This window comes from Bacillus sp. ISL-7 (assembly GCF_018613065.1).
Genome location: NZ_JAGGQW010000035.1, coordinates 118361 through 144495 on the forward strand (window position 1 = coordinate 118361; position 26135 = coordinate 144495).

Sequence of the window (26135 nt, forward strand, 5' to 3'; positions counted from 1 at the left end):
ATAGAAAAGAAGGTTTTTTGAATCACATTTTAATTAAACGAAAAGTCTTCCGCCATTCTATGCGTGGTCGCTTCCAAAGAAGCTTCTGAAGGCTTGAATGGTTGTATCACGATTTAATGCAGCAATTGAGGTAGTCAACGGAATACCTTTCGGACAAGATTGAACACAGTTCTGTGAGTTACCACAGTTTGCAAGTCCGCCGTCGCCCATTATCGCTTCAAGTCTTTCTGCCTTATTCATTGCACCAGTTGGATGGGCATTGAAAAGACGAACTTGAGAAAGCGGCTGTGCCCCAATAAAGTTTGATTGGCTGTTTACGTTCGGGCATGCCTCAAGGCAAACCCCACATGTCATACATTTAGAAAGCTCATAAGCCCATTGACGCTTTGTCTCAGGCATACGTGGTCCTGGGCCCAAATCATAGGTACCATCGATTGGGATCCATGCTTTCACTTTCTTTAAGGCATCAAACATTCTACTCCGGTCAACCTGCAAGTCACGAACCACTGGGAAAGTTTTCATCGGAGCTAATCGAATCGGCTGCTCCAATTGGTCGACAAGTGCTGAACAGGCTTGACGAGGCTTCCCGTTGATCACCATGGAACATGCACCGCAAACTTCTTCAAGACAGTTCATATCCCAGGCAACAGGACTAGAATCTTGTCCTTTTGCGTTTAATGGGTTCTTACGGATTTCCATTAACGCCGAGATGACATTCATATTCGGACGGTAAGGAACCTCAAATTCCTCCTGATAAGGAGTAGTATTTTCGTTATCTTGACGTGAAATAATAAATTTAACCATTTTAGTTTCAGACATTCTTCCTACTCCCCCTTAACTTTTTGCGTAATTGCGTTCGCGTGGCTTGATCAATGAAACATCAACATCTTCATAATGGAAAGCCGGTGCTGATGAACTGTCAACAAATTTCGCCATTGTTGTTTTTAAGAATTCCTCATCATTACGTGTAGGGAAGTCAGGCTTATAATGAGCACCACGGCTCTCATTCCGGTTGTATGCACCAATTGTAATAACACGAGCCAATTGCAGCATGTTTTGAAGTTGACGAGTAAAGGCTGCCCCTTGGTTGCTCCATTTGGATGTATCATTAATATTGATGTTTTGGTAACGTTCTAGAAGTTCCTGAATTTTCTCATCTGTCTTTAATAGCCTGTCGTTATGACGAACAACCGTTACATTATCTGTCATCCATTCCCCAAGCTCTTTATGAAGAACGTAAGCATTTTCATTTCCATTTAGGGACATAATTGAATTCCACTTATCTTCTTGTTCTTTCACATGTCGGTCAAATACGGTAGAAGAAACTGCATCGGAACTCTTCTCCAAGCCTTTGATATATTTAACTACGTTTGGTCCTACAACCATTCCGCCATAAATGGCTGAAAGCAAGGAATTGGCGCCTAAACGGTTCGCACCATGCTGAGAATAATCACATTCACCCGCTGCAAATAGACCAGGGATGCTTGTCATTTGGTCATAATCAACCCAAAGACCACCCATTGAATAGTGAACAGCAGGGAAGATTTTCATTGGAACTTTACGAGGATCATCACCCATAAATTTTTCATAAATTTCAATAATCCCGCCAAGTTTAATATCTAATTCATGTGGATCCTTATGAGAAAGATCGAGGTATACCATGTTTTCGCCATTGACTCCGAGTTTTTGATTAACACAAACGTCAAAAATTTCGCGAGTAGCGATATCACGTGGTACCAGGTTTCCGTAAGCAGGATATTTCTCCTCTAAGAAATACCATGGTTTCCCATCTTTATATGTCCAGATACGGCCGCCTTCACCACGAGCCGATTCACTCATGAGGCGAAGCTTATCGTCACCAGGAATGGCCGTTGGATGGATTTGGATCATTTCACCGTTAGCGTAATAAGCACCTTGCTGATACACAATCGATGCTGCTGAACCTGTATTAATAACTGAGTTTGTAGATTTTCCAAAGATAATACCAGGGCCGCCGGTAGCCATGATTACAGCATCCCCTGAGAACGATTTAATTTCCATGGTTTTTAAATTTTGAGCAACGATACCGCGGCACACACCATCGTCATCAACGACTGCACCTAGGAATTCCCAGCCTTCGTATTTGGTTACAAGACCGGCAACTTCCTCACGACGAACTTGTTCATCCAAAGCATAAAGTAACTGTTGACCAGTAGTCGCACCTGCAAATGCTGTCCGGTGAAACTGTGTTCCCCCGAAACGACGGAAGTCCAATAGTCCTTCTGGAGTACGGTTAAACATAACTCCCATACGGTCCATTAAGTGAATAATACCAGGCGCTGCGTCACACATTGCTTTTACTGGAGGCTGGTTTGCTAAGAAGTCTCCGCCATAAACGGTGTCATCAAAGTGAATATATGTTGAATCGCCTTCACCTTTTGTATTTACAGCTCCATTAATACCACCCTGGGCACAAACAGAGTGAGAACGTTTAACGGGAACAAGAGAAAACAACTCTACAGGTGTTCCTGTTTCTGCAACCTTAATCGTTGCCATTAAGCCAGCTAAACCACCGCCGACAATAATTACCTTACCTTTACTCATTCGTGACTCACTCCCTTAATCCAAAATCCAATATTTTTCCGATCAATCATTAATTTGTTATACAAAAGCTAATAAAGTCGTTACTCCAACATAGGATAGAGCTAAGAAAATAACGATTGTCACGTATGTAGAAATAACTTGAGAACGTGGAGATACTGTGATGCCCCAGCTAACAAAGAATGACCACAATCCGTTTGCAAAGTGGAAAATTGCTGAAATAATCCCAATGACATAAAACGCAAACATAAACGGTGAGGAAAGAATATCTTGCATCATTTGAAAGTTAACTTCATTTCCAAACGCCGCTGCTACTCGTGTTTCCCATACATGCCATGTGATAAAAATAAGTGTAATCACACCAGACACACGTTGAAGCATAAACATCCAATTTCTAAAGAATCCATATTGGCTTGCATTGTTTTTGGCTGTAAAAGCAATATACAGCCCGTAGATTGCATGGAATAAAATTGGTAAATAAATAATTACAGTTTCTAACACGTAGCGAAAAGGAAGATTTCCCATAAAATTCGCAGCTTTGTTGAAGGATTCTACCCCAACTGTCGCATAGTGGTTCACAATCAGATGCTGGATGACAAAGATCCCGATTGGAATAACCCCTAGCAACGAATGCAATCTCCGATAAACAAACTCTCGATTACCTGCCATAAATTTACCCCCCTATAATGTTTAAAAAAATGATGTTCAGTTTCTAGCATTTAAGTTTCCTTATATGAAACCTAGCATCAGTGTGACAATAATGTGACATGTCCATTTTACTCCCATCATCTTAGAGCGTCAAGAAAACGGATACACATAACTCGCATAAAACTAAAATTTTTTAAATATATTGATATTATAATAATTTATATATTCTCGCTAAAAAAATGGGTTTTTTCTCAACATTTCTTGAATTCCTTCAATTAATTACCAAGAAATAACGGTTGTTATTATTTCTTTATCGGGAATGATAATTATCATGGAAAACAAGGTAAGATATTGCAAAATACTAAAAAAAATAAGCTATTTTTCATCCTATTTTCTAGAAAAACTGTACTGACACCTAACAAAAAGCGTATATAATAGAATGATAGAAAGAGGGGAAGCTTGTGAACGATAGTACAGTTGTTGTTGAGACTATAGATACCGATGAACCAAAAACCATATCTATTTTCGGGTATGAATTAATCAGAGAAATTCTTTTACCTGAGATTTTAGGAAAAGATACACCTGAAATTTTATATTGGGCCGGAAAACGCCTCGCACGTAAATTTCCACTAACTGATATTGCTCAGATTATGGATTTTTTCACCAAAGCCTCTTGGGGCCAACTTGAAATTAAAAAAGAAAATAAAACTGAAATCCAATTTGAACTAATGAGTCCAGTTATTGTCCCGCGTGTGAAATCAAAAGCTGAGCACTTTTTCCAACTCGAAGCCGGCTTCCTTGCCCAACAAATTGAACTTCAAAAAGAAGCCAATGCAGAAACCTTTGAACATCCTGTAAAGAAATCAAATAAAGTCCTTTTCACTGTTAAATGGGAAAAGAACTAAACGTGGGAAAAGGGTGTCAGGCACCGCTTCGGTGCCTGACACCCTTTTTTTATTTGTTTGCCAGTCCGAAGGCTTCGTGCAAGGCTTCTACTGCTTTTAACATATTTCTTTCTTCTACTACTGCTGATACTTTGATTTCGGATGTGCTGACCATTTTAATTTGGATGTTGTTAGCAGCGAGTACCTCAAACATTTTTGCTGCTACACCAGGATTAGAAATCATTCCTGAGCCAACAATTGACACCTTAGCTAATTTATTTTCTGCATCAATCTGCTCATAAGCAAGCACTGCTTTATTGTCTTCTAATACCTTTAATGTTTCTAATAAATCATTAGTATGGATAGAGAAAGACAAATTAGCCGTATCGCCCTCAGTAGTACTTTGAATAATAATGTCAACATTCAGGTGATTTTCCGCTAGTGTTGAAAAGATGGTAGATAGACTTGTTAATGAATTCGCCAATCCTAATACTGTTACTTTTGTTATTTCGTCTTCAAATGCGACACCGCGGACTACTAAGTTTTGTTCCATTGCTGCTTCCTCCTCAATAACTGTTCCTTCTACTCTCTCCATGCTCGAGCGAACCTCAAGCCGCACCTGATAGTTTTTAGCAAATTCTACTGCTCTTGGATGGAGCACACCAGCACCTAAATTAGCTAACTCTAGCATTTCATCGTACGATACTGATAATAATTTGCGAGCATTCTTGATATATCTTGGATCTGTGGTGAAAACCCCAGTAACATCGGTATAAATATCGCATTTATCTGCCTTTAAGGCTGCCGCTAATGCCACAGCTGTCGTATCAGAACCACCACGACCGAGTGTCGTAATTGCGCCTTCTTCCGTGATTCCTTGGAATCCTGCCACAATGACAACCTTACCCGTTGCGAGCTCCGTTTCAATTGCAGACGTTTTAATATTCGAAATGCGGGCATTTCCATGGACAGGTTCTGTGATGATTCCTGCCTGCCAGCCTGTAAAAGAGACGGCATCAAGCCCTTGCTGATTTAAAGCCATTGATAATAACGCAATGGTTACCTGTTCTCCTGTTGATAACAGCATGTCCATTTCCCGCTTATTTGGCTGTGCGGAAATTTCTTTTGCTAATCCGACCAGTGTATCCGTTGATTTTCCCATCGCAGAAACAACAACGACTACATTATTGCCACGGTCTGTCTCCTCTTTTACACAGGATGCAACATTTAGTATTCTTTCTACATTCGCAACGGAGGTGCCTCCGAATTTTTGTACAATAATCCCCATGTTTGTTTCTCCTTCTTTTAAGTGAATACCTTATTTATCCCCCAAAAAACAAAAAAGCAATGAGAAGGGCATCTCATTGCTTTAGAACACGAAAAAATATTCTCGCACCTACAATGTAAGATAGCTCTCCAAGACATTCGTCCTGACAATCCGGCATTTATTCAATACAGGACCAGCAAAGAAAGAAATGAGACTTTCTTTACTTCGGCGAACATTCCCTTTCATGATCCGTCTTAGAAGCCCATCCTTCTCAGAACCATTACTCTTGAAGCTCGCACCTCTACCTTCACTTTAATACGTAAAAGTGATAGTAAATTAAATTTTCACTTATTATAGCATGTTCTATTTTTTCTTACAATCACTAGGATTGAAGTTTTTTAATTAATTCTTCGGCTACATTCATAGGAATTCCGATATTTGTAAATTCCTCCATACTAGCCTCTTTCATTTTTTTCACAGAGCCAAATTGTTTTAGCAATAGCTTTTTTCGTTTCTCCCCGATTCCTGGAATATCGTCGAGCAAGGATTGAAAGGCACTTTTTCCACGAAGCTGACGATGAAACGTAATGGCAAAGCGATGGACCTCATCTTGAATTCTTTGCAGTAAATAAAACTCCTGGCTGTTTCGGCCTAATGGAACAATTCCCAAAGGATTGCCGTACAGCAGTTGGGAAGTTTTGTGTTTATCATCTTTGACGAGTCCCGAGAGTGGAATATCCAGTCCTAGCTCATTTTCCAACACATCTCTTACGGCTTCAACATGACCTTTACCACCATCGATGATGATTAAATCAGGGAGGGGAAGTTCTTCTTTTAAGGCGCGTGAATACCTTCTTCTTGTCACTTCACGCATGGATTCATAATCATCAGGTCCTTGTACGGTTTTAATTTTATATTTCCGGTACTCCCGATGATTTGCCTTCCCATCAATGAAAACGACCATGGCTGATACTGGGTCTGTCCCTTGAATGTTGGAGTTATCAAATGCTTCAATCCGGTGCGGAGTATAAATTTCGAGTAATTCCCCCAAGTTCTCGACCGCCTTAATGGTGCGGTCTTCATCCTTTTCGATCAAGGAAAACTTTTCATTTAAGGCAATTTTCGCATTTTTGATTGCCAATTGGACAATATCCTTTTTCTGCCCCCGTTGTGGCTGGAGCACTTTTACTTCAAGCAGTTGTTCCGCCAGACTCAAATCGACTTCATCTTGAATCAGGATTTCCTTCGGCTTGAAGTGATTAGCTTTCGAATAAAATTGTCCGAGGAAAGTTAGTATTTCTTCCTCAGGCTCATTATAGAAGGGGAACATGGAGACGTCCCTCTCAATTAGTTTCCCTTGGCGGACAAAAAAGACTTGCACACACATCCAGCCTTTATCGACTGCATAGCCAAAAACATCACGATCCGTAAAATCGTTCATGGTAATTTTCTGTTTTTCCATGATGGTTTCGATATGAATGATTTTATCACGGAACTCCTTCGCTCGTTCGAAGTCTAACTCTTCAGCAGCAGCTGACATTTTTGCCTGAAGCTCTTTTTTTATTTCCTTATAACCGCCATTCAAAAAGCGGGTAATTTCATCCGTCATTTGTTTATACTGTTGTTCCTGAATTTCATTGACACATGGTGCCAGGCACTGCCCTAAATGGTAGTATAAGCAGACCCGATCAGGCAGGGTTGAGCATTTCCGCAGCGGATAAATTCGGTCAAGAAGCTTTTTCGTTTCATTGGCAGCCGTCGCATTTGGGTACGGACCAAAGTATTTACCTTTGTCCTTTTTTACTTTTCTTGTAATGATGAGTTTCGGATGCTTTTCAGCTGTCAGCTTAATAAATGGATAGGTTTTATCATCCTTCAGCATGATATTGTATTTTGGATCGTATTTTTTTATTAGGTTGAGTTCAAGTAGAAGTGCTTCAATATTTGAAGAGGTTACAATATATTCAAAGTCCTCAATCTCATTGACTAGTCTAAGCGTCTTTCCATCGTGTGACCCAGTGAAATAAGAACGTACGCGATTCTTTAATACTTTTGCCTTCCCCACATAAATAATCGTACCCTGACGGTCTTTCATTAAGTAGCAGCCAGGTTGATCCGGCAGCAGCGTCAGTTTTTGCTTGATTATTTCATTCATTCCGGCCACTTCACTCCCGTATATATATAGTGTCTGTTAAAATTTTAAAGGAAAAGGCTCATAAATGAAAGTGGTAGTCATTTGCAAAAAAGAAAAACCTTAGCTGGATTGGCTCCAGCTAAGGTTTTGTCTTTCTATACTTACACGTGTTTTTCTAAAACACTTGCTAATGCATCTTTTGGTTGGAAACCGACTACTTTGTCTACCACTTCGCCATTTTTCATTACTAATAATGTTGGAATGCTCATAACACCGAAATTTGCTGCAGTTTGCGGGTTATCATCCACATCAAGTTTAGTGATTTTAACTTTTTCGCCCATTTCTAAGTCAAGTTCTTCAAGAACTGGAGCTATCATTTTACAAGGTCCGCACCATGGTGCCCAAAAATCTACGAGAACAAGGCCTGAACCTGTTTCTGCAGAAAAGTTTTGATCTGTTAAGTGTGAAATTGCCATTTATATTGCCCTCCTAATGATTACTGAATTTCTTACCGAAAGTATAACATCGTTTGGAAAATCAAGCTAATAAATTGCTTCATCGATCATTTTCCCCCGATTTACTTCAATTTATCCTTAAATAAAGGCGAGCGGAACCCTTCCGCTCGCCTTTATATTATGAGTGCACTTTCAGTTTTTTAAACTCTTCAGTTAGTAATGGCACCACATCAAACAAGTCGCCTACGATTCCGTAATCAGCTATTTTGAAGATATTAGCCTCTGGATCTTTGTTAATGGCCACAATTACTTTTGAGTTAGACATGCCGGCTAAGTGCTGAATTGCTCCAGAAATACCACAAGCAATGTAAAGGTCTGGTGTGACTACCTTGCCAGTTTGACCAATTTGTAAAGAGTAATCGCAATAGTCGGCATCACAGGCACCACGTGAAGCTCCTACCGCTCCGCCAAGGACATTCGCAAGTTCTTTAAGCGGTTCAAAACCATCTGCGCTCTTAACCCCGCGTCCTCCTGAGATAACCACTTTTGCTTCACTTAGGTCCACACCTTCGCTTGCTTTTCTAACCACTTCTTTAATAATGGCACGTAAGTCTTTGATGTCTACAGAAAGGGTAGAAACCTCGCCGCTTCTGCTTTCATCTTTTTCCAAAGGCGCAATATTATTTGGACGGACTGTTGCAAAGATTATGCCATCCGTTACAATTTTCTTTTCAAATGCTTTCCCAGAATAGATGGGTCTTGTGAACACGACATTTCCACCTGCAACCTCAACAGCAGTCGCATCTGATATTAAACCTGATGCTAATTTTCCAGCAATTCTTGGAGATAGGTCTTTGCCTAGTGAGGTATGACCTAACACTAACCCTTCTGGTTTTTCCTGGTCAAGCACGGCTAACAGCGCCTGAGCGTATCCATCTGAAGTATATAGATTTAATTTTTCATCTTCAACTACTACTACGCGGTCGGCACCGTTGTGGATCAACTCCGTACCTAAAGCGCTTACAGAAGCACCTACTAAAACACCAACCACTTCTCCGCCCTCAGCAACCGTTTTTGCTGCTGCAATCGCTTCGAAAGAAACATTACGTAATGAACCGTCACGAGCTTCTCCTAATACTAAAACTTTTCTTGACATTCCATATACCTCCTGAAAACATATTTGTAAAAAGTCGATTAAATTACTTTTGCTTCGGTATGAAGTAGCTGAACAAGTTCTTTTACTTGATCATTCAAATCGCCGGCTAATACTCTGCCTGCTTCTTTTTTAGGCGGCAAATAAATTTCGATTGTTTTTGTTTTTGCTTCCACATCGTCTTCTTCAAGATCAAGGTCGTCTAATTCTAATTCCTCAAGCGGCTTTTTCTTTGCCTTCATGATCCCAGGTAATGAAGGATAGCGCGGCTCATTTAGACCTTGTTGTGCAGTTACTAATAGGGGAAGGCTCGTTTCTATAACTTCGGAATCGCCTTCAACATCTCTGGTAACGGTTACATTTGTACCGTCGATTTCTAACTTTGTGATTGTTGTTACGTAAGGGATATTAAGTAGTTCCGCGACACGTGGTCCGACCTGACCTGTACCACCGTCAATCGCCACATTTCCGCCAATGATTAAATCAGCATCTTTATCCTTTAAATATTCAGCAAGGATTTTTGCTGTAGTAAATTGATCCCCATTTTCCACATCATCTTCTGTATTAATAAGGACGGCTTTGTCAGCGCCCATCGCAAGTGCTGTACGTAATTGCTTTTCAGACTCTTCCGTACCAACAGTAATGACAGTTACTTCTCCGCCCTTAGCATCGCGAACTTGGATGGCTTCTTCAATCGCATATTCGTCATAAGGATTGATAATAAATTCAGCACCGTCCTCATTGATTTTTCCGCCGCTAATCGTAATTTTTTCTTCAGTATCAAAGGTTCTTTTCAGTAATACATAAATATTCATGGTTTCCCTCCTAATAAAATTTCGAGCATTCGCTCAGTTTGAAAGATTAAGAAAATTTCCTAGAAAAAAAAGGGCTTCCTTTACAATTATACTACAAAGATACGTTTATTCACCTTTAAATTGTGGTTCCCTTTTTTCAATAAAAGCTTGAATGCCTTCTTTACCATCGCTAGAGACAAAAACTTGACCAAATAACTCAGATTCTCTTTTCGAACCTTCATAGAACTCTTCTGTTTTTGCATAATTTAATAATTCGATGGCTGCTTTAATAGAGCCTGGACTTTTCTTAGCAATTTTTCCAGCGAGCTTATACGCCTGCTCTAATACTTCTGCCTCTACATAGGCATGATTCGCTAAGCCATATTTTACGGCCTCAATACCTGTAATTGGCTCGGATGTGAACAGCATTTCAGCAGCTCTTGCCACACCTACATATTTCGGCAGACGCTGCGAACCGGCAAATCCAGGAATTAAGCCCAGTTGCAGCTCCGGAAGACCGAGTTTTGCGGTTTCACTGACAAGGCGAATGTGACAAGCCATAGCAAGTTCGAGACCACCGCCAAGCGCCGCACCATGGATTGCCGCAATGATCGGTTTTGGAAATTTTTCCATCCGGTCAAATAAATCCTGTCCAAACTTACCAAGATTAGAAAAACCTTCAGCTGAAGAAACCGTTGTAAATTCTTTAATATCTGCCCCAGCCGAGAAGAACCGCCCTTCCCCATGAATGACAAGGGCTCTAATTTCACGGTTTGATTCGATTTCATCAAGCACTGTCGACAATTCCCTTAAAAGACCTGAAGAAAGGGCATTTGCCGGTGGACGATCAATCGTGATCGTGGCAATACTGTCTTGATAGGACCATTTTAAATATTCCAAAATAACTCCCCCCTATTTTAAATTCTACCTGCTTCCGCAGCCATTGATCAAGAGGCGATGGACTGGAGACGCCAGTGCAAGCAAATCATACTTTTCCTCATTCATCACCCACGATGTAACGGTTTCATCAATTGTACCGAATATCATTTGCCGGGCCAGACGAATATCGAGGTCGATTGAAAACTCTCCTGTTTCTTTACCTTCAATAACAATCTTTTCGATTACCTTTAGGTAACCTTTTAGAACATCATTAATTCGGAGTCGCAATTCTATATTGGATTGCCGTAACTCCAATTGCGTTACGATCGCCATGTGATGGTCGTCAGAAAGCATACTAAAGTGAGCTTCTATCATCATTAATAATTTCTCTGCCGCCGTCCCTTTTCCTGCTATCATTGTATCTATTTTTTCAATGAAACTTCCCATTTTTTCTTCAAAGAGAGAGATAAGGATGTCTTCCTTGTTTTTAAAGTATAGATAAATGGTTCCATCAGCCACTCCTGCCTGTTTGGCAATTTTTGAAACCTGGGCTTGGTGATAGCCATTTTCTGCGATTACAATCACCGCAGCATCAATAATTTGCATGTATTTTGGTTTATTTTTTTTCAACTATATCCCTCCTTTGAAGAAAATTCTGTTACAGTTTATACTGTTGATCTTGACTAAATAAAAGAAAATATGAATGAATAATCATTCATATTTTCATAATAATTATTATTCGTTTATCTGTCAAGATATACTCTATACCTTTTTCATATTCCCAACAAAGGGACAGGCTTAATCTGTCAAAAAAAAGAGGAAGCAATTATGCGTGTTTTTGGTTTTCTGCTTCTATTTTTTGTTTTTCTTCTTCTACAAGCATCCTTCTTAAAATTTTCCCTACAGCTGTTTTAGGCAATTCTTTTCTAAATTCATATAATCTCGGGGCTTTATATGCAGCAAGATATTTTCTTGAAAATTGGTTCATTTCATCTGCGGTAACCGATGAACCTTCTTTTAAGACAATATATGCTTTTACCGTTTCTCCGCGGTACTGGTCAGGAATACCTGCTGCGACCGCTTCAAGAACATCTGGATGTTCATATAATACTTCCTCTATCTCTCTAGGATAAATATTGTAACCTCCTGCAATAATCATATCCTTTTTGCGGTCCACCACATAAAAGTATCCTTGTTCATCCATATAACCAAGGTCACCCGTATACAGCCATCCATCATGTAAGACTTCCTTAGTATCTTCTGGACGATTCCAATAGCCTTTCATGATTTGCGGACCTTTTATGGCAAATTCGCCTATTTCCTTTACTGGGACGGGTTCACCTGTTTCAATCGATACGATCTTTACCTCAGTATCAGGCCAAGGCACACCAATACTTCCCTTCACCCTTGGTACGTCCCATAAAAAGTTCGAATGTGTTACAGGAGATGCTTCCGTTAAACCATATCCTTCAACTAATTTCCCTCCTGTTACGGCCTCAAACTGCTCTTGTACTTCAATTGGCAACGCAGCTGAACCACTTATACAAGAATGAATGGATGATAAATCATATTTTCTTAGATCAGGATAATTCAATATTCCAATATAAATCGTCGGTGCACCAGGAAACAGAGTCGGGCGCTGTTTTTGAATGGTTTTTAATGTGGTCTCAACATCAAATTTAGGTAATAATATCATTTTATTTGCCTGCATCACAGAGAAAATAAGAACGGTTGTCATTCCATAGACGTGAAAAAACGGGATAATCCCGAGAACTGATTCCTCTCCTGGCTTGGATTTGTAAAGCCATGCCTGGCACATCTTTGTATTGGCTATTAAATTTTTATGTGTTAACATCACGCCTTTTGGAAATCCTGTTGTCCCTCCTGTATATTGGAGGAGTGCTACGTCTTCCTCAGGGTTGAAATCATAATTTCTTACTTTTTGAGGCTCCATTTTTAATATTTCCGAAAGTAAATGCGTGCTTCCTTTGTGTTGAACATTAACGACAATTCCATATTGTTTTTTCTGGATGTAGGGATAAATTAGATTTTTAGGGAATGGTAAGTAGCTCTTGATAGCGGTTACAATTACATGCTGTAATTCTGTTTGCGGCATCACTTTAGATACGCGTGGGTAGAGGATGTCGAGTGTGATGATGGCCTTTGCTCCCGAATCTTTCATCTGGTATTCAAGTTCACGTTCCGTATATAATGGGTTTGTTTGAACGACAATTCCGCCTGCCATTAATATGGCAAAATAACTAATTACAGCCTGAGGTGTGTTTGGAAGCATAATAGCAACGCGGTCACCTTTTGAAATGCCTAGGTTTCCTTGTAAATAACCAGCAAAATTCATTACTTCATTATAAAGTTTCTTATAGGTAATTACTTTCCCCATAAAATGAATGGCCACTTTTTCTGGATATTTTCGAACAGAATTCACTAAGTATTGCTGTACTGGCTCTGAGGAGTATTCCAGTGTGGCAGGAATTTCTTTTGGGTACAGAGCCAGCCACGGTTTTGATTCATACATAAGATCCCCCTTTTCTTTATGGATAATTTTAAAAATTCACACTTTTCTTTTATTATAGTACAGTATTTTACAATTAACAATTGAAGTTGTAAGAAAAGCGGAGGACTTATTTGTAAACCCTAGTTGTCCTCTCATCTAAAGACATCTGCGGACTTAACGTAATTGTTTAATCTTTATGTTCCATTTTCTGATATGCATACCTATTCAGTGGATAAATTTTTTAGATGTGACAGGAGTATACCAGAGGACTCCTTATAGAAAAATCCCCAATTTCGCAGTTGTAATCATTACAACTGCGAAATTGGGGATTAAGCCTTTTTGAGTTATTCTCTTGCTTTTGGATTAAAATAATAATTGTTAACTATGCTGATTGAACTTTATCTTTTTCAGATAATTGTTCTCCAAAGCTTCGTGTTAATAGACTTACAACAATCGTAACAAACACGTTTAAAATGAGGGCAATAATTCCTGTGTTTAATTCTTGTACCCCTTGAGGCAAAGACGGGAACAACGTGCCAATTGATGCTTTGGTAAGTGTTATATACCCTACTACGAACATTCCGACAATCATACCGGCAGCGGCTCCTTGTTTCGTTACAAAGGTTTTCTTCACTAAACAAGCGAGTAGCGCCGGGAATATTTGTGTAACAAAACTATAGGCCATCAAGAGTAAAGTAACAATTCCCTCTCCGCCATTTAAGGTAAAATATACTGAAATTAGTGCGATCACAGGGACTAACAATTTTGAAAGAGTTAATACTTGCTTATCCGTTGCTGATGGAATCATCACTTTATAAACATTTTTTGCTAGTGCACTAGAGGAAGTCATTAACATCATCGATCCAGGGACTAATGCTGTTAATAAACCCGCTGCCCCGATTACACCGACAAACCATGGATCAAATGTTTGAATAGAAACGCGGAGCAGAGCAAGATCGATTGCAGCTCCCTCTAAACCAGGAACTTGACCGATTGCGGCAAAACCGACTAAGAAAACAAAAAGCAGCATCACAACATAAAGCGGTGTGAATATAGCGTTCTTTCTAATGGCTTTTGCGCTCTTTGCCGAATACGCGGAAACGAATATATGAGGCCACATTATCGCACCAAGTACAGTCATAATAACGGTAGAGATCAACCAAGACATGCTTAATCCTTTATCAGGTATCGTTAAAAATCCTGGATTAGCCTCATTAATTTGCTCAAACATTGGCTGTATTCCTCCATAATAGTGAAAAGGAATATATAATCCGATAAAAATAACGATTCCAAAAATCATAATATCCTTAATAACAGCTGTCCAAGCCGAGCCGTGAATACCAGAAATCATTACATAAATGGTCACGGAAATTGCTGCAATCCAAATCGCAATAGTTGGAGAAATCGTTCCATATGAAGCTTCTGAAACAATAATCCCAAGCCCTTTTAACTGAAGGACGATATAAGGGATCATCGATATCACACCGATAAAGGTTACAAGTACTCCAAGATATTTACTTTTGTACTTACTAACAAAGTAGTCAGATTGCGAAACTAAATTATGGTCTTTTGCATATTTCCAAACGGTAGGAAATACCCAGTAGATTAAGACATATAAAAGACTTAAATAAGCGAGAATGTATAGAGCAGGCCCACCTTTTCCGTAGGCCCAAGAACTTGCACCAAGGAACGTAAAAGTCGTGAATGATTCACCCGCCATTAAAAGGAAGACAAAGATTGCACCAAAACCTCGTCCACCCACAGTCCACTGTTCAAGGTTCATTTCTTTTCCTTTCTTTGCCTTTATTCCTAAATAAAGTGCAAAAATTAAAAAACCAAAGATAACTAAAAGGGCAGAATTCATCCTATATCACCTTCCTTATTCGCAGGGTCAAGTTTATAAACGATTGCTAATATGATCGATGTCAAAATAACCCAGACCATAACCCAAAAAAATATAAATGGTAATCCTAAAATATATGGTTCTACCTTATTTACAAATGGCAGAACCCCTAACATACCAATAAACGGAAGCAATGAAAGCAGCGCAATTACAGGCTTCATTAATATTCCCCCTCGTATAAAGTTGAACGCCGCTCCCTCCCCAGTATGTTTTAACCTAAGAGGGAGCACTTATAACTTTTTTGTTAATTTAATTTACATAGGATTTACCTTGATTTACATTTGAATGTTCAGATAAATAATCAAAAACAGCACTTATAAATAGTTTTCCAATATTAATCATAGCCCGTTCATCAACATCAAATCTTGGATGGTGATGTGGGTATGTCGCATTGATTTCGGGGTTTGCTCCGCCAACCCAAATAAAAGTTCCAGGTACTTCTTTTACATAGTAGGCGAAATCCTCCATTCCCATCATCGCTTCTATATGCTGAACATTGTTTTCTCCAAACAATGCTGTGGCTAATTTTTCAATTCGTTTCGTTTCCTCAGGATGGTTCCATACAGCTGGGTAGCCTCGAGTATATTTAAAGTCGGCAGCTGCTCCAACCCCTTTGCATGCATTTTCGACAACTTGTCCCATTTGTTCCTCAATCATATCCCTAACATCTTCATCAAATGTCCGAACTGTCCCAATAATTCTCGCTTTATCCGGGATCACATTAAAACCGCTGCCGCTATTAAATGCTCCAACTGTAACAACTGCTGTTTTAATAGGATCAACTCGTCTGCTTACAATTTGCTGCAAATTCATGACGATCTGGCTGCCAGTTACAATCGGATCAATCGTTAAATGAGGAGTCGCTCCATGACCGCCTCTACCTTGAATTTCAATTTCAAATGTATCTCCACAAGCGCAGATGTACCCTTCTTTAATACCAATTGATCCGTACGGTTGCATAGAAGATACGTGTGCTCCGAAAATCACATCTACTCCATCTAAACAGCCATCCTCAATCATCGATTTCGCCCCGCCAGGTATCACCTCCTCGGCAAACTGATGAATAAACACAACATTTCCTTCTATTTCGTCTCTTACTTTACTTAGTACTTTTGCAACACCAAGTAAAGAGGCAGTGTGGATATCATGTCCACATGCATGCATTACACCTGGAACCTTAGATTTGTATTCAACATCTTTTTCGTCTTGAATCGGCAATGCGTCAAAATCAGCCCGCAAAGCAACAGTTTTCCCTGGCTTTCCTCCCCGAATCAATCCCGTAACACCTCTGCCGCCAATTCCTGTTTTCACTTCCAAACCTAAGTTAGTTAAAAACTCTGCTACTTTCTTCGGTGTATTCACCTCATGAAAAGATAGTTCAGGATGCATATGCAGATCTCTCCGAATTGCAACCATTTCTGAGTACAGTTTTTCCAAATCATCAAAAAGTTGTTGTTGCATTAGATAACCTCCTTTTATTGATAACAAAATATAAATTTTCTAACTTTTCTAATACTTGTAAAAATTATAAATTCACTATACAATTATTACAATGTAGGCTTTCACAATATATTGCCGAAATAATGTATGTTTTTACACTTGGGGGTTGTGATGGGACATGATAGAATCGGTCTTGTTTTTTTTAGAAAACAATTTCATTGATTCTTCTTTTCAAATTTGGGCAGGTCAGCAGCATGAGCAAAAACATATTTATAGTAGAGGCGTAAATGCACCATTATCACCACCTAGTTTTTCACTTTTAAAACCACTTAAAACTTATAAGATTCATAGGCAAAATGGGATGACCTTCCTCTTTTTTTACTATCCGGAAGATTTTCATATTTGTGTATGTATTTTCAAAGAAAATTTGCTAATTACCGATGAATCACTTGATCAGCTGCACTTTTTTTTCTATCCATTATATAGTCAGGAAATACTTCAAAAAAGAGATCATGAGTGGAAAATAGTGATGGAAACAACAAGATCCATTAATTCATCAATTAATACCGACGAGTTGTTAACGAATATCGTCCGAAATGCTATAAAGGTGATCCCTGCCGCAGATGCAGGGTATTTACAGCTATATGACGAGAATCGGGAACGACTTGTTCTAAAGGCCTCTGTTGGTTTCAATGAAAACATTAACTACTTCCAGCCAAAATGCGGCGAGTCCATTACCGGAATGACTTTTCTTGATGAAAAAACGAGAATTTACTATTCTAGAAAAGAAATATTGGATGCGATGAGCGAACAAAAGATTACGGAGGAAAATTACCGTTATATTATTTCTTCTATTGATGACCATTTTCTTAGAGGAGGTATTTGCGTAGCTGTTTCAATTGGAGAGAAACGAATTGGTGTCATGATGGTACACCAATTTTCCGCAAAAGGTAGGTTAACGAAGCGAGATATCATTTTACTACAAGGGTTTGCAGCACAGGCAGCGATTGCCATTCAAAATGCGGCTCTTTTTTCAGAAGTAAAGAAAAATGTAGCTGAGTTGACAGATCTAAGTAAGCAATTGAAAGAAAAGAATGCTGTGTTACAAATGCGTAATCAAGTTCATGAAACGTTAACGCAAATTTCACTAAAAAATAAAGGGGCAAAAACAATTATTTCAGAATTAAGCAAAATGATTGAAATCCCCATTTCTTTTTATGATTGTATCCAAGATGAGTTTTTCTGCAGCCACCAAAACCAGTATCATATTTTCAATACTGAAGAAGTGAGGAAAAGAATTAGTACGTATCAGTCCCCACAGTACGTTGAATTACATAAAGATAAGAATACCCATTATTATCTTTATCCAATCAAGAATGGAACAGCTTATTTCGGTTGCTTAATTGCTGCTACAAATCCGCTTAATAAAATGGATATTGTTACGATTGAACAAGGAGGGGCTGTCCTTGCGTTAGAATTAGTAAAAAAACATACACTCACAGATATTTATTATAAGAAAACGCATGAGTATTTTTCTGCACTCATTAAAAATACGAATCCACAATCGCTTTATCAACAAGGATCAGTTCTTGGGTTAATTCCAACGTCCTATATATGCGCTGGGGTATTTGAAATAAAAACATATCATGACTTGCAGCAGTTAGAGGCAAACATTCATCGCCTAGTATCGTTTATTAGAAAAAGCTTTTCAGCGACAAACTTATTAATCTATGGCTTTCATAATAAAGTCAATCTTCTCATCTCTTCTGATAATCCAATTACACAAACTAAAATAACAGAAAAACTCGGACATTTAATCACATTGTGGAAAAATAATGGAGGCCCGGACTTAACGGCTGGCATTGGTTTAACTTATAAAGGGATTGAAAATATTTCAAAGAGCTATGATGAAGCGGAAAAAGCGCTCGCCTATTTAAGGAATCGAAACAGCCCGAATATTATTCATTATGAAAACATTGGAGTAAACCGTTTATTTATCCACCAACAACCACAGGAAATCGATCAATTTTTACAGGAAACATTCGCACCGCTCTTGTCAGATAAGAACACTCGTGAACTCGAACATACACTCCTTACATTTATTCAATTGAACAGGTCAGCTGCTGAAACGGCAAAACAGCTTCATATTCATATTAATACCCTATACAAACGGTTAAAAAGGATTGAGGAACTATTATCGATAAGTTTTAACAACCCCGAAGATAACTTACAAATACAATTAGCATGCCATCTCAAAGGTTCATACAAAACAAATACTGCGTTTTAGGCCTAGTGACAGGGTTGCTGCTGCAATCCGCTAAGTATTTTACAATATATGGGGTGCTACCAGCGAAATTACTATAGTCCGCAATCAGCGAATTAATACCTGTCAAATGCTTTTGTTTTCGGTCAAGATTACTCTGGAAAACGATCTGAATGTATTTTCCAATAACCGTCAAAGTGGTCCTTTAATATTTGTTTGATGATTCCACTCTTTTAAACGACAAAAAAATCACCGCTGATATCTCTCAGCGATGATTTTGAGTTAAGCAAAAAACAACATATAGATCAAGCCGATTAGCAAAAATAAGCCGCATAATCCAAGAAGTACTTTAGCTAAGGTCTCCACTTTTTTATTCTCCCTTTACGTAATTCCTGCACCGATTACAATCGATAAGCCAATAGAAATAACCATCGAAATAAAACCAACTGCGCGGTTATCCTTTTGGATTTCTTCGTCAATTTTGAATTTTGGCGTTAAAAATTCAAAGATAAAATAACCGACTATTAATAGTATAAAGCCATAGATTCCCCAACCAACCATTGCAAGCAGCGAATTATTCTGCTCAATTGTATAGCGAAAGATATTGGCAACGCCCAAAATTTTCCCTCCGGTTGCCATCGCCACAGCTACATTACCTTTTTTGATTTCTTCCCAATTTTTATATTTGGTTACCATTTCAAAAATCGCTAAAAAGACAACCAAGCATAAAATCACGACGCTATAATTAGCAGCTATTTGGATATATTCATTCTCCCAAAACTGGTCCATTGCCAAAACTCCCCGGACATTATTTAAACTCCACGATGGTTACGCCAGACCCGCCTTCCCCCGCTTCTCCAAAGCGAATTTTTTTAACTTGACGATGGTTTCTTAAGTATTCCTGAACTCCCTGTCTTAATGCACCAGTCCCTTTCCCGTGGATAATCGAAACACGCGGATAACTGGATAGCAGAGCATCATCAATATATTTTTCCACCTTAAGGAGCGCATCTTCATACCTTTCCCCGCGTAGATCTAACTCCAGTTTAACAAATGAATCCCGACCTTTTACAATCGCCATCGGCTTGGTTTCTACTTGTTTCGGGGTACTCATATATTCGATGTCTTTTTCTTTTACTTTCATTTTGAGAATTCCGATTTGAACCTGCCATTCATTCGAAGAAACTCTGTCAACCAGCGTGCCTTTTTGACCAAAGGTAAGCACTTTCACCTCATCACCAGGCATATACGTATGTTTTTTCACTTTCTTATTTGCGAGCTTGGCTGATTTTGGGACTTCCGGTGCTGCTCCTTCTAGACGCCGCTTTGCATCAATTAATTCATGCTCCTTAATTTCTGCGTGCTTTTCTGTTCTCAGTTTACGCAGGTCGCGGATTACCTTGTCGGCCTCACTTTTCGCCTCTTCCACGATTTCTCCAGCTTTTTCTGCTGCTTTTTCGAGCATAGAGTCTTTTTTCTCGTAAAACTCCATCAGTTGGTTTTGCAGGTCTTGATGCAGCTTTTCAGCAGATTTTAAATAATCGCGGGCTTCCTCCTGCTCTTTTTCTGCCAGCCGTTTGCTGTCTTCCAAGGATGCGATCATCTTATCGATTTGGTTCGTATCTTCACTCACATGGGAACGTGCAGCCAGAATGACCCGTTCATTTAAGCCCAGCCGTTTCGAGATTTCAAAGGCATTACTCCGGCCTGGGACTCCTAGCAGTAGTTTATATGTAGGGCTTAATGTTTCAACATTAAACTCGACACTCGCATTTAACACACCCTCACGATTATAACCATATGCCTTTAACTCCGGATAGTGGGTCGTAGCAATCACCCTTGCCCCGCGTTTGTGGACCTCATCTAATATAGAAATAGCTAAGGCAGCGCCTTCCTGTGGATCCGTTCCCGCACCTAGCTCGTCAAATAACACAAGGCTATTAAAATCCACTCTATTTAAGATTTCGACGATATTGACCATATGGGAGGAAAATGTACTTAAGCTTTGTTCAATCGACTGTTCATCGCCAATATCAGCATACACAGCATCAAAGACGGCAAGCTCAGATCCGTCATAGGCTGGAACCTGCAATCCCGCCTGAGCCATTAATGTACATAAGCCCAGTGTTTTTAAGGTAACTGTTTTACCGCCCGTATTCGGGCCAGTAATCACAATAGTAGTGAAGTCTTTCCCAAGCATGATATCGTTAGCAACCACTTCATCGATCGGAATGAGCGGGTGTCTTGCCTTATATAAAGCAATTCTCCCCTCATTATTCATAATCGGCATCGATGCTTTTATTCGTTTCCCATATCTTGCTTTTGCAAAAATAAAGTCCAAATTAGCCAGGACTTCCACGATCACTTTGAGTTCGCTCTCATGCTCGGCTGCTTCAGCTGATAGTGCTGTTAGAATTCGATCGATCTCCAGCTGTTCCTTGACACGAATATCCTGCAGTTGATTATTTAACTGGACAATGACCTGAGGCTCGATAAACAGTGTTTGTCCGGATGCACTCTGGTCATGAATAATTCCGCCGTAGTGACCGCGATACTCCTGTTTAACAGGAATAACAAAGCGGTCATTACGAATAGTGACTATGGCATCGGAAAGCATTTTGCTGGCATTTGATGACCGAATCATACTTTCAAGTTTTTCCCGAACCCGTGACTCATTGGTCCTGAGTTGATGCCTTAATGAACGAAGCAGGTCACTTGCGCTGTCTAACACCTCGCCGCTTTCATCAATCGCTTGTTTGATCGATTGCTCGAGATTGGTGAGCGGAATAATCCGCTCTGCTTGTTCAGATAAAATCGGAATTTCTGTTCTTTCGTCAGCGAAATCCTCAATAAATCGTTTCATTTGCCGGCTGGCATGGATGGTGCTAGCAATTTGGACCAGTTCATGCGGACTTAATACACCGCCAATTACGGAACGTTTGATGTGTGCAAGAATATCATGGACACCTGAGAGTGGAACATTTCCTTTTACACGAAACACGGTTGCCGCCTCATCTGTTTCTGCTTGAAGTTTGACCACTTCATCAAAATCAGTGGAGGGGACTAAGTCCTTTATTTTTTTTCTACCAAGTGACGATGCAGCATTTTCTAAAAGCTGCTCTTTTACTTTAGTAAATTCTAATACCTTTAAAGCTTTTTCTTGCATGGAGATAACCTCCTTATCCTCGATTATGCAAAAATTCTAGCAGGTCATTTTTATCAAGTGCATTTATTACGGATGATTTTTTGATCCAGCCCTTTTTGGCTGCAGAAACACCGATTTCCATATGCTTTAATGTATCCATTTTATGTGCATCGGTATTGATGAGAATTTTCACCCCTGCTTCCTGTGCTCTTCGTAAATATTCAGCTGCAAGGTCAAGCCGGTTGGGATTGGCGTTTAATTCTAGCGCCGTATTGGTTTCTTTGGCGAGTTGGATAAGTAAATCAATATCGACATCGTACCCTTCGCGGCGGCCGATTTTTCTGCCGGTAGGATGGGCAATTAAATCCACATGAGCATTCGTCAACGCGTTTTTAAGCCGCTCCATAATTTTTTCCTTTGATTGGGAAAAAGCAGAATGTATGGAGGCAATAACGAAATCCATATCAGCTAGGAATTCGTCGTCATAATCAAGCGTGCCATCAGGAAGAATATCCATTTCCACACCGGCTAGAATAAGAAAATCGTCGAACTTTTCATTTAATTTTTTAATTTCTTCTCTTTGTTTTAAAAGTCTTTCACGAGTTAGACCATTCGCCACCTTTAAATACTGTGAATGGTCAGTAATCGCCATATATTGATAACCTCTAGCTCGACAGACTTGAGCCATTTGTTCGATCGAATGGGCACCATCACTCCAAGTGGAATGCATATGAAGGTCACCCTTGATATCTTCGAGCTCAATTAATTCCTCAGTAGCAGAGAACGTTTCTACTTCCCTACCGTCCTCTCTAATTTCCGGAGGAATGAATGGAAGATCAAAATGCTTGAAAAATTCCTCTTCAGAAGAAAACGTGCGAATTTCTCCCGTCTCCACGTTTTCCACGCCATACTCACTGATTTTTTCACCGCGTTCCTTCGCCAATTGTCGCATCCGTACATTATGTTCTTTTGATCCGGTAAAGTGGTGCAAGGTAGTTGTAAATTCTTCCGGCTTAACCAGACGGAAATCGACGGAAATATCATAATCATATCCAAAAACTACCGAAACCTTGGTATCGCCCGCACCAATCACTTCTTTTATATTTGGCAATTGTAATAGATGCTCGCGCACTCGTTCCGGTTCTTTAGTGGCGATAATAAAATCAAGGTCTTTGATCGTCTCTCTCATCCGGCGCAAACTTCCCGCACGTGAAAACCGATAAATATCAGGTAATTCGGTTAAGATTGCTTCAATTTGCTCTGCAATCGGAAGCATGTATGCTAACGGTAATCGATCCGGTCTTGAGCCGACATTGGCAATCGCACTTAGGATTTTTTCTTCTGTTTTTTTACCAAAACCAGCGAGCGCTTGTACTTGCCCTGCTTCACATGCTTCTTTTAAACTGGAAACATCAACGACCTTTAATTCTTTGTATAGTTTAGCAATTTTCTTTCCGCCAAGCCCCGGAAGCTGCAATAACGGGATTAGACCTGTTGGGACTTCCTCCTTCAACTCCTTTAATACCGAAGAAGTACCATCCTTTATGTATTCATCAATGACAGCGGCCGTGCCTTTACCGATTCCAGAAATAGCGGTAAAGTCTTCAATCTCTGTTACGTCGCGTTCGTCGGCTTCCAAAGCGTTAGCCGCTTTCCGAAAGGCTGAAACCTTGAAAGGGTTTTCCCCCTTTAACTCCATATAGACCGCAATCGTTTCTAGCAAACGAATGATTTCTTTTTTATTAACTTCCATTTAATTATCCACCTACCTATTATTTAGCATTTTCATTTTATCCTACTTTAAGGCATGAATAGAAAAACTTCTCTGCTACAGAGAAGTTAAAGCAGCTGTATATTCAATCCACATGCTCTTTATTTGCTGTGAAAGGATAGGAGTGTGATTCACAATTGCTTTTGCCATAATCGAATGATCCAAAGCATTTTGTAAAAATTCAATTGGTACCAGGGCTGAAATATATAATAAAATAAAAATAACTAAATATACTTCAATGAAACCAAAAAGGCCTCCTGCCCAAACATTTAACTGCCTAAGTACTGGTAAATGGGCAATAAAGTCAAGCATTGAACCAATAATTTGCAATAACACTTTTACAGCAACAAAGATAATAACAAAGGCGATCGCTCGGTAAAAAGCTGCCTCCATATTACTGCTATCAGTTAGAAGTTTTAATGTAGCAATATTTCCAAAGTTTGGATAAGGAATCCATAATGTTAACTTGGGGGCTAACTGTTCGTAGTATGAATTTGCCACTACATATGCAATAATAAAACCTATTAAATGAACAAGCTGCAGTATTAAGCCTCTTTTTAGGCCTATAAAGAATCCAATAATTAAAAAGATGATAATTGCTAAATCCAACATATTTTTTAGTCCTTTTCTTTTAGTTGTTCTGATTGAAGCCGATCCAATTGGTCTTTCATTTTGAGATAATCATTGACTGCGTTTACGGCTGTTAAAACGGCGAGTTTACTTGCGTCTAAATTTGGATTCTTAGAACTGATTTCGCGCATTTTATTGTCAACTAATGAAGCCACATGCCGGATGTGGCTTGGACTTTCCGTGCCCATAATAACGTAAGCTTGACCGTATATATCTACGGTTGTTCTATTTTTTTGATTATTCGACAACGTCCTGCCTCCATTCAGAGAATCCTACTCTATATCATAACATGAACCGTTATCTGTGGAAAAGTTAAAGCATATTTTATATTATTTAGAAATGTGGTGTTTGTAGTATGGGTAATGTTGTATTGAATTTAGAAATGAATAAGATAATGGAAATGAGAAACTTTTACGGGAAAAATTTATTAGATAAAAACATCCCTGGAAGTGTGTTTGCAGCGAAAACGGCTGCTTGTATGATCACAGCTTATAAATCAGGTAAAGTTTTATTTCAAGGAAATGATAGTGAAAAAGAGGCAGGTCGATGGGGCAGTGCAAGCGCCTCCTCAAAGAAGCCGAGCTCTTCCCATTCGAAATCTGTTGCGAAGGGTGACCTTCCAACTGGCATCGGACAAATGTCTGCTATTGGTTCCGATGAAGTCGGTACGGGAGACTTCTTCGGGCCGATTACAGTGGTGGCAGCCTACGTGAAAAAGGAAAATATCCCTTTATTAAAAGAATTAGGTGTCCGCGACTCGAAGGATTTAAACGATGAAAAAATCATTGCGATCGCAAAGGTCATTAAAGATATTATTCCCTTTAGTTTGATGACGTTAAAAAACGAAAAATATAATCAGGTTCAGCAGTCAGGCATGTCGCAAGGGAAAATGAAGGCAATTTTACATAATCAAGCGATCTTAAATGTGTTAGACAAAATTTCACCTGAGAAACCTGAGGCGATTCTCATCGACCAATTTGTTCAAGCTAGTACCTATTTTCAGCATTTAAAAAGCCAAAAAGCGATTGCCAAAGAGAATGTTTATTTTAGTACGAAAGCTGAAGGTATCCATTTGGCTGTCGCTGCTGCAAGTATTCTCGCCCGCTATGCCTTTATCCAATATATCGATAAACTTAGCGAGGCGGCCGGCTTTAAGATCCCAAAAGGTGCCGGGGCACAGGTGGATGTAGCAGCAGCCAAGCTGATTATGAGCAAAGGCCGCGACATCCTCCCATCTTTTGTTAAGCTCCACTTCGCTAATACCGACAAAGCGACGGCACTTGTTAATAAAAAACGAAAATGACATGTTTTTTGGAGTTGATGCGAATAGATTTAATAGAAACGGTGTTTGGAGGGATTATGGTGGCCAATCGACTAAGTGAAGCGGAGATTACTTCCGCTGTTGCGGGATTATCAGGCTGGAAACTGGACGGAAAATTGATCGTGAAAAAGTACCGCTTCCGTGAGTTTTTACAAGGCGTGGCGTTCGTGAATGTCATTGCCCAGCTCTCGGAAGAAAAAAATCATCACCCATTTATTGCGATCGATTATAAATTAGTGACACTAAGACTAACCTCATGGAACGCAGGCGGATTAACCGATTTAGACATGGTCTTAGCGAAAAACTATGACTCCATTTTTGAGAAAATATAATTTAATGCGGAATTTGAAGGAGGT

At 39.4% G+C, this 26135-nt stretch carries 23 protein-coding genes and 1 riboswitch; of the genes, 4 read left to right on the forward strand and 19 right to left on the reverse strand.

The window, feature by feature from the left end; translation table 11 throughout:
* Positions 1-57: 57 nt before the first annotated feature.
* From sdhB to J7E66_RS13865, 3 genes are read right to left on the reverse strand one after another with little or no spacing between them, the layout of a single operon-like run.
* Complete coding sequence (gene sdhB / locus J7E66_RS13855) at positions 58-819, reverse strand: succinate dehydrogenase iron-sulfur subunit (RefSeq protein WP_215000932.1); 762 nt, start codon at positions 817-819, stop codon at positions 58-60.
* A gap of 15 nt (positions 820-834) precedes the next feature.
* The gene (sdhA, locus tag J7E66_RS13860; RefSeq protein ID WP_168245261.1) at positions 835-2583 is read right to left on the reverse strand and encodes a succinate dehydrogenase flavoprotein subunit; all 1749 of its coding nucleotides are present in this window, start codon (positions 2581-2583) and stop codon (positions 835-837) included.
* A gap of 57 nt (positions 2584-2640) precedes the next feature.
* Positions 2641-3249, reverse strand: a complete 609-nt coding sequence (locus tag J7E66_RS13865; RefSeq protein ID WP_088089182.1) for a succinate dehydrogenase cytochrome b558 subunit — start codon at positions 3247-3249, stop codon at positions 2641-2643.
* A 440-nt stretch (positions 3250-3689) separates the two neighbouring features.
* Between J7E66_RS13865 and J7E66_RS13870 the strand changes: the two genes are divergently transcribed.
* Positions 3690-4133, forward strand: a complete 444-nt coding sequence (locus J7E66_RS13870; RefSeq protein WP_215000934.1) for a YslB family protein — start codon at positions 3690-3692, stop codon at positions 4131-4133.
* A 49-nt stretch (positions 4134-4182) separates the two neighbouring features.
* Here J7E66_RS13870 and J7E66_RS13875 read toward each other — a convergent pair whose 3' ends face one another.
* The 11 genes from J7E66_RS13875 to J7E66_RS13925 all read right to left on the reverse strand — a co-directional run bounded on the left by J7E66_RS13875 (position 4183) and on the right by J7E66_RS13925 (position 16670).
* Positions 4183-5400, reverse strand: a complete 1218-nt coding sequence (locus J7E66_RS13875) for an aspartate kinase (RefSeq protein WP_215000936.1) — start codon at positions 5398-5400, stop codon at positions 4183-4185.
* 113 nt (positions 5401-5513) lie between these two features.
* Positions 5514-5691, reverse strand: a riboswitch (Lysine riboswitch).
* A gap of 70 nt (positions 5692-5761) precedes the next feature.
* On the reverse strand, positions 5762-7534 hold the full coding sequence (gene uvrC / locus J7E66_RS13880; protein WP_215000939.1) for an excinuclease ABC subunit UvrC: 1773 nt from the start codon (positions 7532-7534) through the stop codon (positions 5762-5764).
* Between the two features lie 140 nt (positions 7535-7674).
* Positions 7675-7989: a thioredoxin gene (trxA, locus tag J7E66_RS13885; RefSeq protein ID WP_088089186.1), complete on the reverse strand. Its 315-nt coding sequence runs from the start codon at positions 7987-7989 to the stop codon at positions 7675-7677.
* 157 nt (positions 7990-8146) lie between these two features.
* Positions 8147-9124, reverse strand: coding sequence for an electron transfer flavoprotein subunit alpha/FixB family protein (locus J7E66_RS13890; protein WP_215000942.1), 978 nt, complete (start codon positions 9122-9124; stop codon positions 8147-8149).
* 38 nt (positions 9125-9162) lie between these two features.
* Positions 9163-9936, reverse strand: coding sequence for an electron transfer flavoprotein subunit beta/FixA family protein (locus tag J7E66_RS13895; protein ID WP_168245266.1), 774 nt, complete (start codon positions 9934-9936; stop codon positions 9163-9165).
* Positions 9937-10041: 105 nt separating this feature from the next.
* Complete coding sequence (locus J7E66_RS13900; RefSeq protein ID WP_215000944.1) at positions 10042-10815, reverse strand: enoyl-CoA hydratase; 774 nt, start codon at positions 10813-10815, stop codon at positions 10042-10044.
* A gap of 24 nt (positions 10816-10839) precedes the next feature.
* A complete protein-coding gene (locus J7E66_RS13905; protein ID WP_215000947.1) occupies positions 10840-11424 on the reverse strand; it encodes a fatty acid metabolism transcriptional regulator FadR in 585 nt (194 codons plus the stop codon).
* Positions 11425-11620: 196 nt separating this feature from the next.
* Positions 11621-13327: an AMP-binding protein gene (locus tag J7E66_RS13910; protein ID WP_215000950.1), complete on the reverse strand. Its 1707-nt coding sequence runs from the start codon at positions 13325-13327 to the stop codon at positions 11621-11623.
* Between the two features lie 361 nt (positions 13328-13688).
* Entirely contained in the window at positions 13689-15170 is a 1482-nt protein-coding gene (locus J7E66_RS13915; RefSeq protein WP_215000953.1) for a sodium:solute symporter family protein, read from the reverse strand.
* The gene (locus tag J7E66_RS13920; RefSeq protein ID WP_215000956.1) at positions 15167-15370 is read right to left on the reverse strand and encodes a DUF3311 domain-containing protein; all 204 of its coding nucleotides are present in this window, start codon (positions 15368-15370) and stop codon (positions 15167-15169) included. Before J7E66_RS13920 ends, J7E66_RS13915 begins: the two co-directional genes overlap by 4 nt.
* An 88-nt stretch (positions 15371-15458) precedes the next feature.
* Positions 15459-16670 (reverse strand): M20 metallopeptidase family protein, encoded by a 1212-nt coding sequence (locus J7E66_RS13925; protein WP_215000959.1) that lies wholly within the window; start codon positions 16668-16670, stop codon positions 15459-15461.
* 157 nt (positions 16671-16827) lie between these two features.
* On the opposite strand from J7E66_RS13925, the gene J7E66_RS13930 reads away from it, so the two are divergent.
* Positions 16828-18936, forward strand: coding sequence for a helix-turn-helix domain-containing protein (locus J7E66_RS13930; RefSeq protein ID WP_215000962.1), 2109 nt, complete (start codon positions 16828-16830; stop codon positions 18934-18936).
* A 357-nt stretch (positions 18937-19293) separates the two neighbouring features.
* On the opposite strand, the gene J7E66_RS13935 is transcribed toward J7E66_RS13930, so the two are convergent.
* The 5 genes from J7E66_RS13935 to zapA form a co-directional block, all read right to left on the reverse strand.
* A complete protein-coding gene (locus J7E66_RS13935; RefSeq protein ID WP_215000965.1) occupies positions 19294-19701 on the reverse strand; it encodes a DUF350 domain-containing protein in 408 nt (135 codons plus the stop codon).
* 19 nt (positions 19702-19720) lie between these two features.
* Positions 19721-22078 (reverse strand): endonuclease MutS2, encoded by a 2358-nt coding sequence (locus J7E66_RS13940; protein ID WP_215000968.1) that lies wholly within the window; start codon positions 22076-22078, stop codon positions 19721-19723.
* Between the two features lie 13 nt (positions 22079-22091).
* Positions 22092-23810 carry a DNA polymerase/3'-5' exonuclease PolX gene (polX, locus tag J7E66_RS13945; protein ID WP_215000971.1) on the reverse strand — a complete coding sequence of 573 codons (1719 nt, stop codon included), beginning with the start codon at positions 23808-23810 and terminating at the stop codon, positions 22092-22094.
* 75 nt (positions 23811-23885) lie between these two features.
* A complete protein-coding gene (locus J7E66_RS13950; protein ID WP_215000974.1) occupies positions 23886-24440 on the reverse strand; it encodes a CvpA family protein in 555 nt (184 codons plus the stop codon).
* A gap of 5 nt (positions 24441-24445) precedes the next feature.
* Positions 24446-24706: a cell division protein ZapA gene (zapA, locus tag J7E66_RS13955; protein ID WP_215000976.1), complete on the reverse strand. Its 261-nt coding sequence runs from the start codon at positions 24704-24706 to the stop codon at positions 24446-24448.
* A 107-nt stretch (positions 24707-24813) separates the two neighbouring features.
* On the opposite strand from zapA, the gene rnhC reads away from it, so the two are divergent.
* Positions 24814-25761: a ribonuclease HIII gene (rnhC, locus tag J7E66_RS13960; RefSeq protein WP_215000979.1), complete on the forward strand. Its 948-nt coding sequence runs from the start codon at positions 24814-24816 to the stop codon at positions 25759-25761.
* 56 nt (positions 25762-25817) lie between these two features.
* Positions 25818-26111, forward strand: coding sequence for a 4a-hydroxytetrahydrobiopterin dehydratase (locus tag J7E66_RS13965; protein WP_215001218.1), 294 nt, complete (start codon positions 25818-25820; stop codon positions 26109-26111).
* The last annotated feature ends 24 nt before the right edge of the window (positions 26112-26135 follow it).

Bases quoted from the DNA above. Each gene is read 5' to 3' on its own strand.
- rnhC (WP_215000979.1), top strand. From the start codon at position 24,814: ATGGGTAATGTTGTATTGAATTTAGAAATGAATAAGATAATGGAAATG.
- J7E66_RS13915 (WP_215000953.1), bottom strand. From the start codon at position 15,170: ATGAATTCTGCCCTTTTAGTTATCTTTGGTTTTTTAATTTTTGCACTT.
- J7E66_RS13930 (WP_215000962.1), top strand. From the start codon at position 16,828: ATGATAGAATCGGTCTTGTTTTTTTTAGAAAACAATTTCATTGATTCT.
- trxA (WP_088089186.1), bottom strand. From the start codon at position 7,989: ATGGCAATTTCACACTTAACAGATCAAAACTTTTCTGCAGAAACAGGT.
- sdhA (WP_168245261.1), bottom strand. From the start codon at position 2,583: ATGAGTAAAGGTAAGGTAATTATTGTCGGCGGTGGTTTAGCTGGCTTA.
- J7E66_RS13935 (WP_215000965.1), bottom strand. From the start codon at position 19,701: ATGGACCAGTTTTGGGAGAATGAATATATCCAAATAGCTGCTAATTAT.
- polX (WP_215000971.1), bottom strand. From the start codon at position 23,810: ATGGAAGTTAATAAAAAAGAAATCATTCGTTTGCTAGAAACGATTGCG.
- J7E66_RS13910 (WP_215000950.1), bottom strand. From the start codon at position 13,327: ATGTATGAATCAAAACCGTGGCTGGCTCTGTACCCAAAAGAAATTCCT.
- uvrC (WP_215000939.1), bottom strand. From the start codon at position 7,534: ATGAATGAAATAATCAAGCAAAAACTGACGCTGCTGCCGGATCAACCT.
- J7E66_RS13920 (WP_215000956.1), bottom strand. From the start codon at position 15,370: ATGAAGCCTGTAATTGCGCTGCTTTCATTGCTTCCGTTTATTGGTATG.
- J7E66_RS13865 (WP_088089182.1), bottom strand. From the start codon at position 3,249: ATGGCAGGTAATCGAGAGTTTGTTTATCGGAGATTGCATTCGTTGCTA.
- J7E66_RS13925 (WP_215000959.1), bottom strand. From the start codon at position 16,670: ATGCAACAACAACTTTTTGATGATTTGGAAAAACTGTACTCAGAAATG.
- J7E66_RS13895 (WP_168245266.1), bottom strand. From the start codon at position 9,936: ATGAATATTTATGTATTACTGAAAAGAACCTTTGATACTGAAGAAAAA.
- J7E66_RS13950 (WP_215000974.1), bottom strand. From the start codon at position 24,440: ATGTTGGATTTAGCAATTATCATCTTTTTAATTATTGGATTCTTTATA.
- J7E66_RS13890 (WP_215000942.1), bottom strand. From the start codon at position 9,124: ATGTCAAGAAAAGTTTTAGTATTAGGAGAAGCTCGTGACGGTTCATTA.
- J7E66_RS13940 (WP_215000968.1), bottom strand. From the start codon at position 22,078: ATGCAAGAAAAAGCTTTAAAGGTATTAGAATTTACTAAAGTAAAAGAG.
- J7E66_RS13965 (WP_215001218.1), top strand. From the start codon at position 25,818: ATGGTGGCCAATCGACTAAGTGAAGCGGAGATTACTTCCGCTGTTGCG.
- J7E66_RS13875 (WP_215000936.1), bottom strand. From the start codon at position 5,400: ATGGGGATTATTGTACAAAAATTCGGAGGCACCTCCGTTGCGAATGTA.
- sdhB (WP_215000932.1), bottom strand. From the start codon at position 819: ATGTCTGAAACTAAAATGGTTAAATTTATTATTTCACGTCAAGATAAC.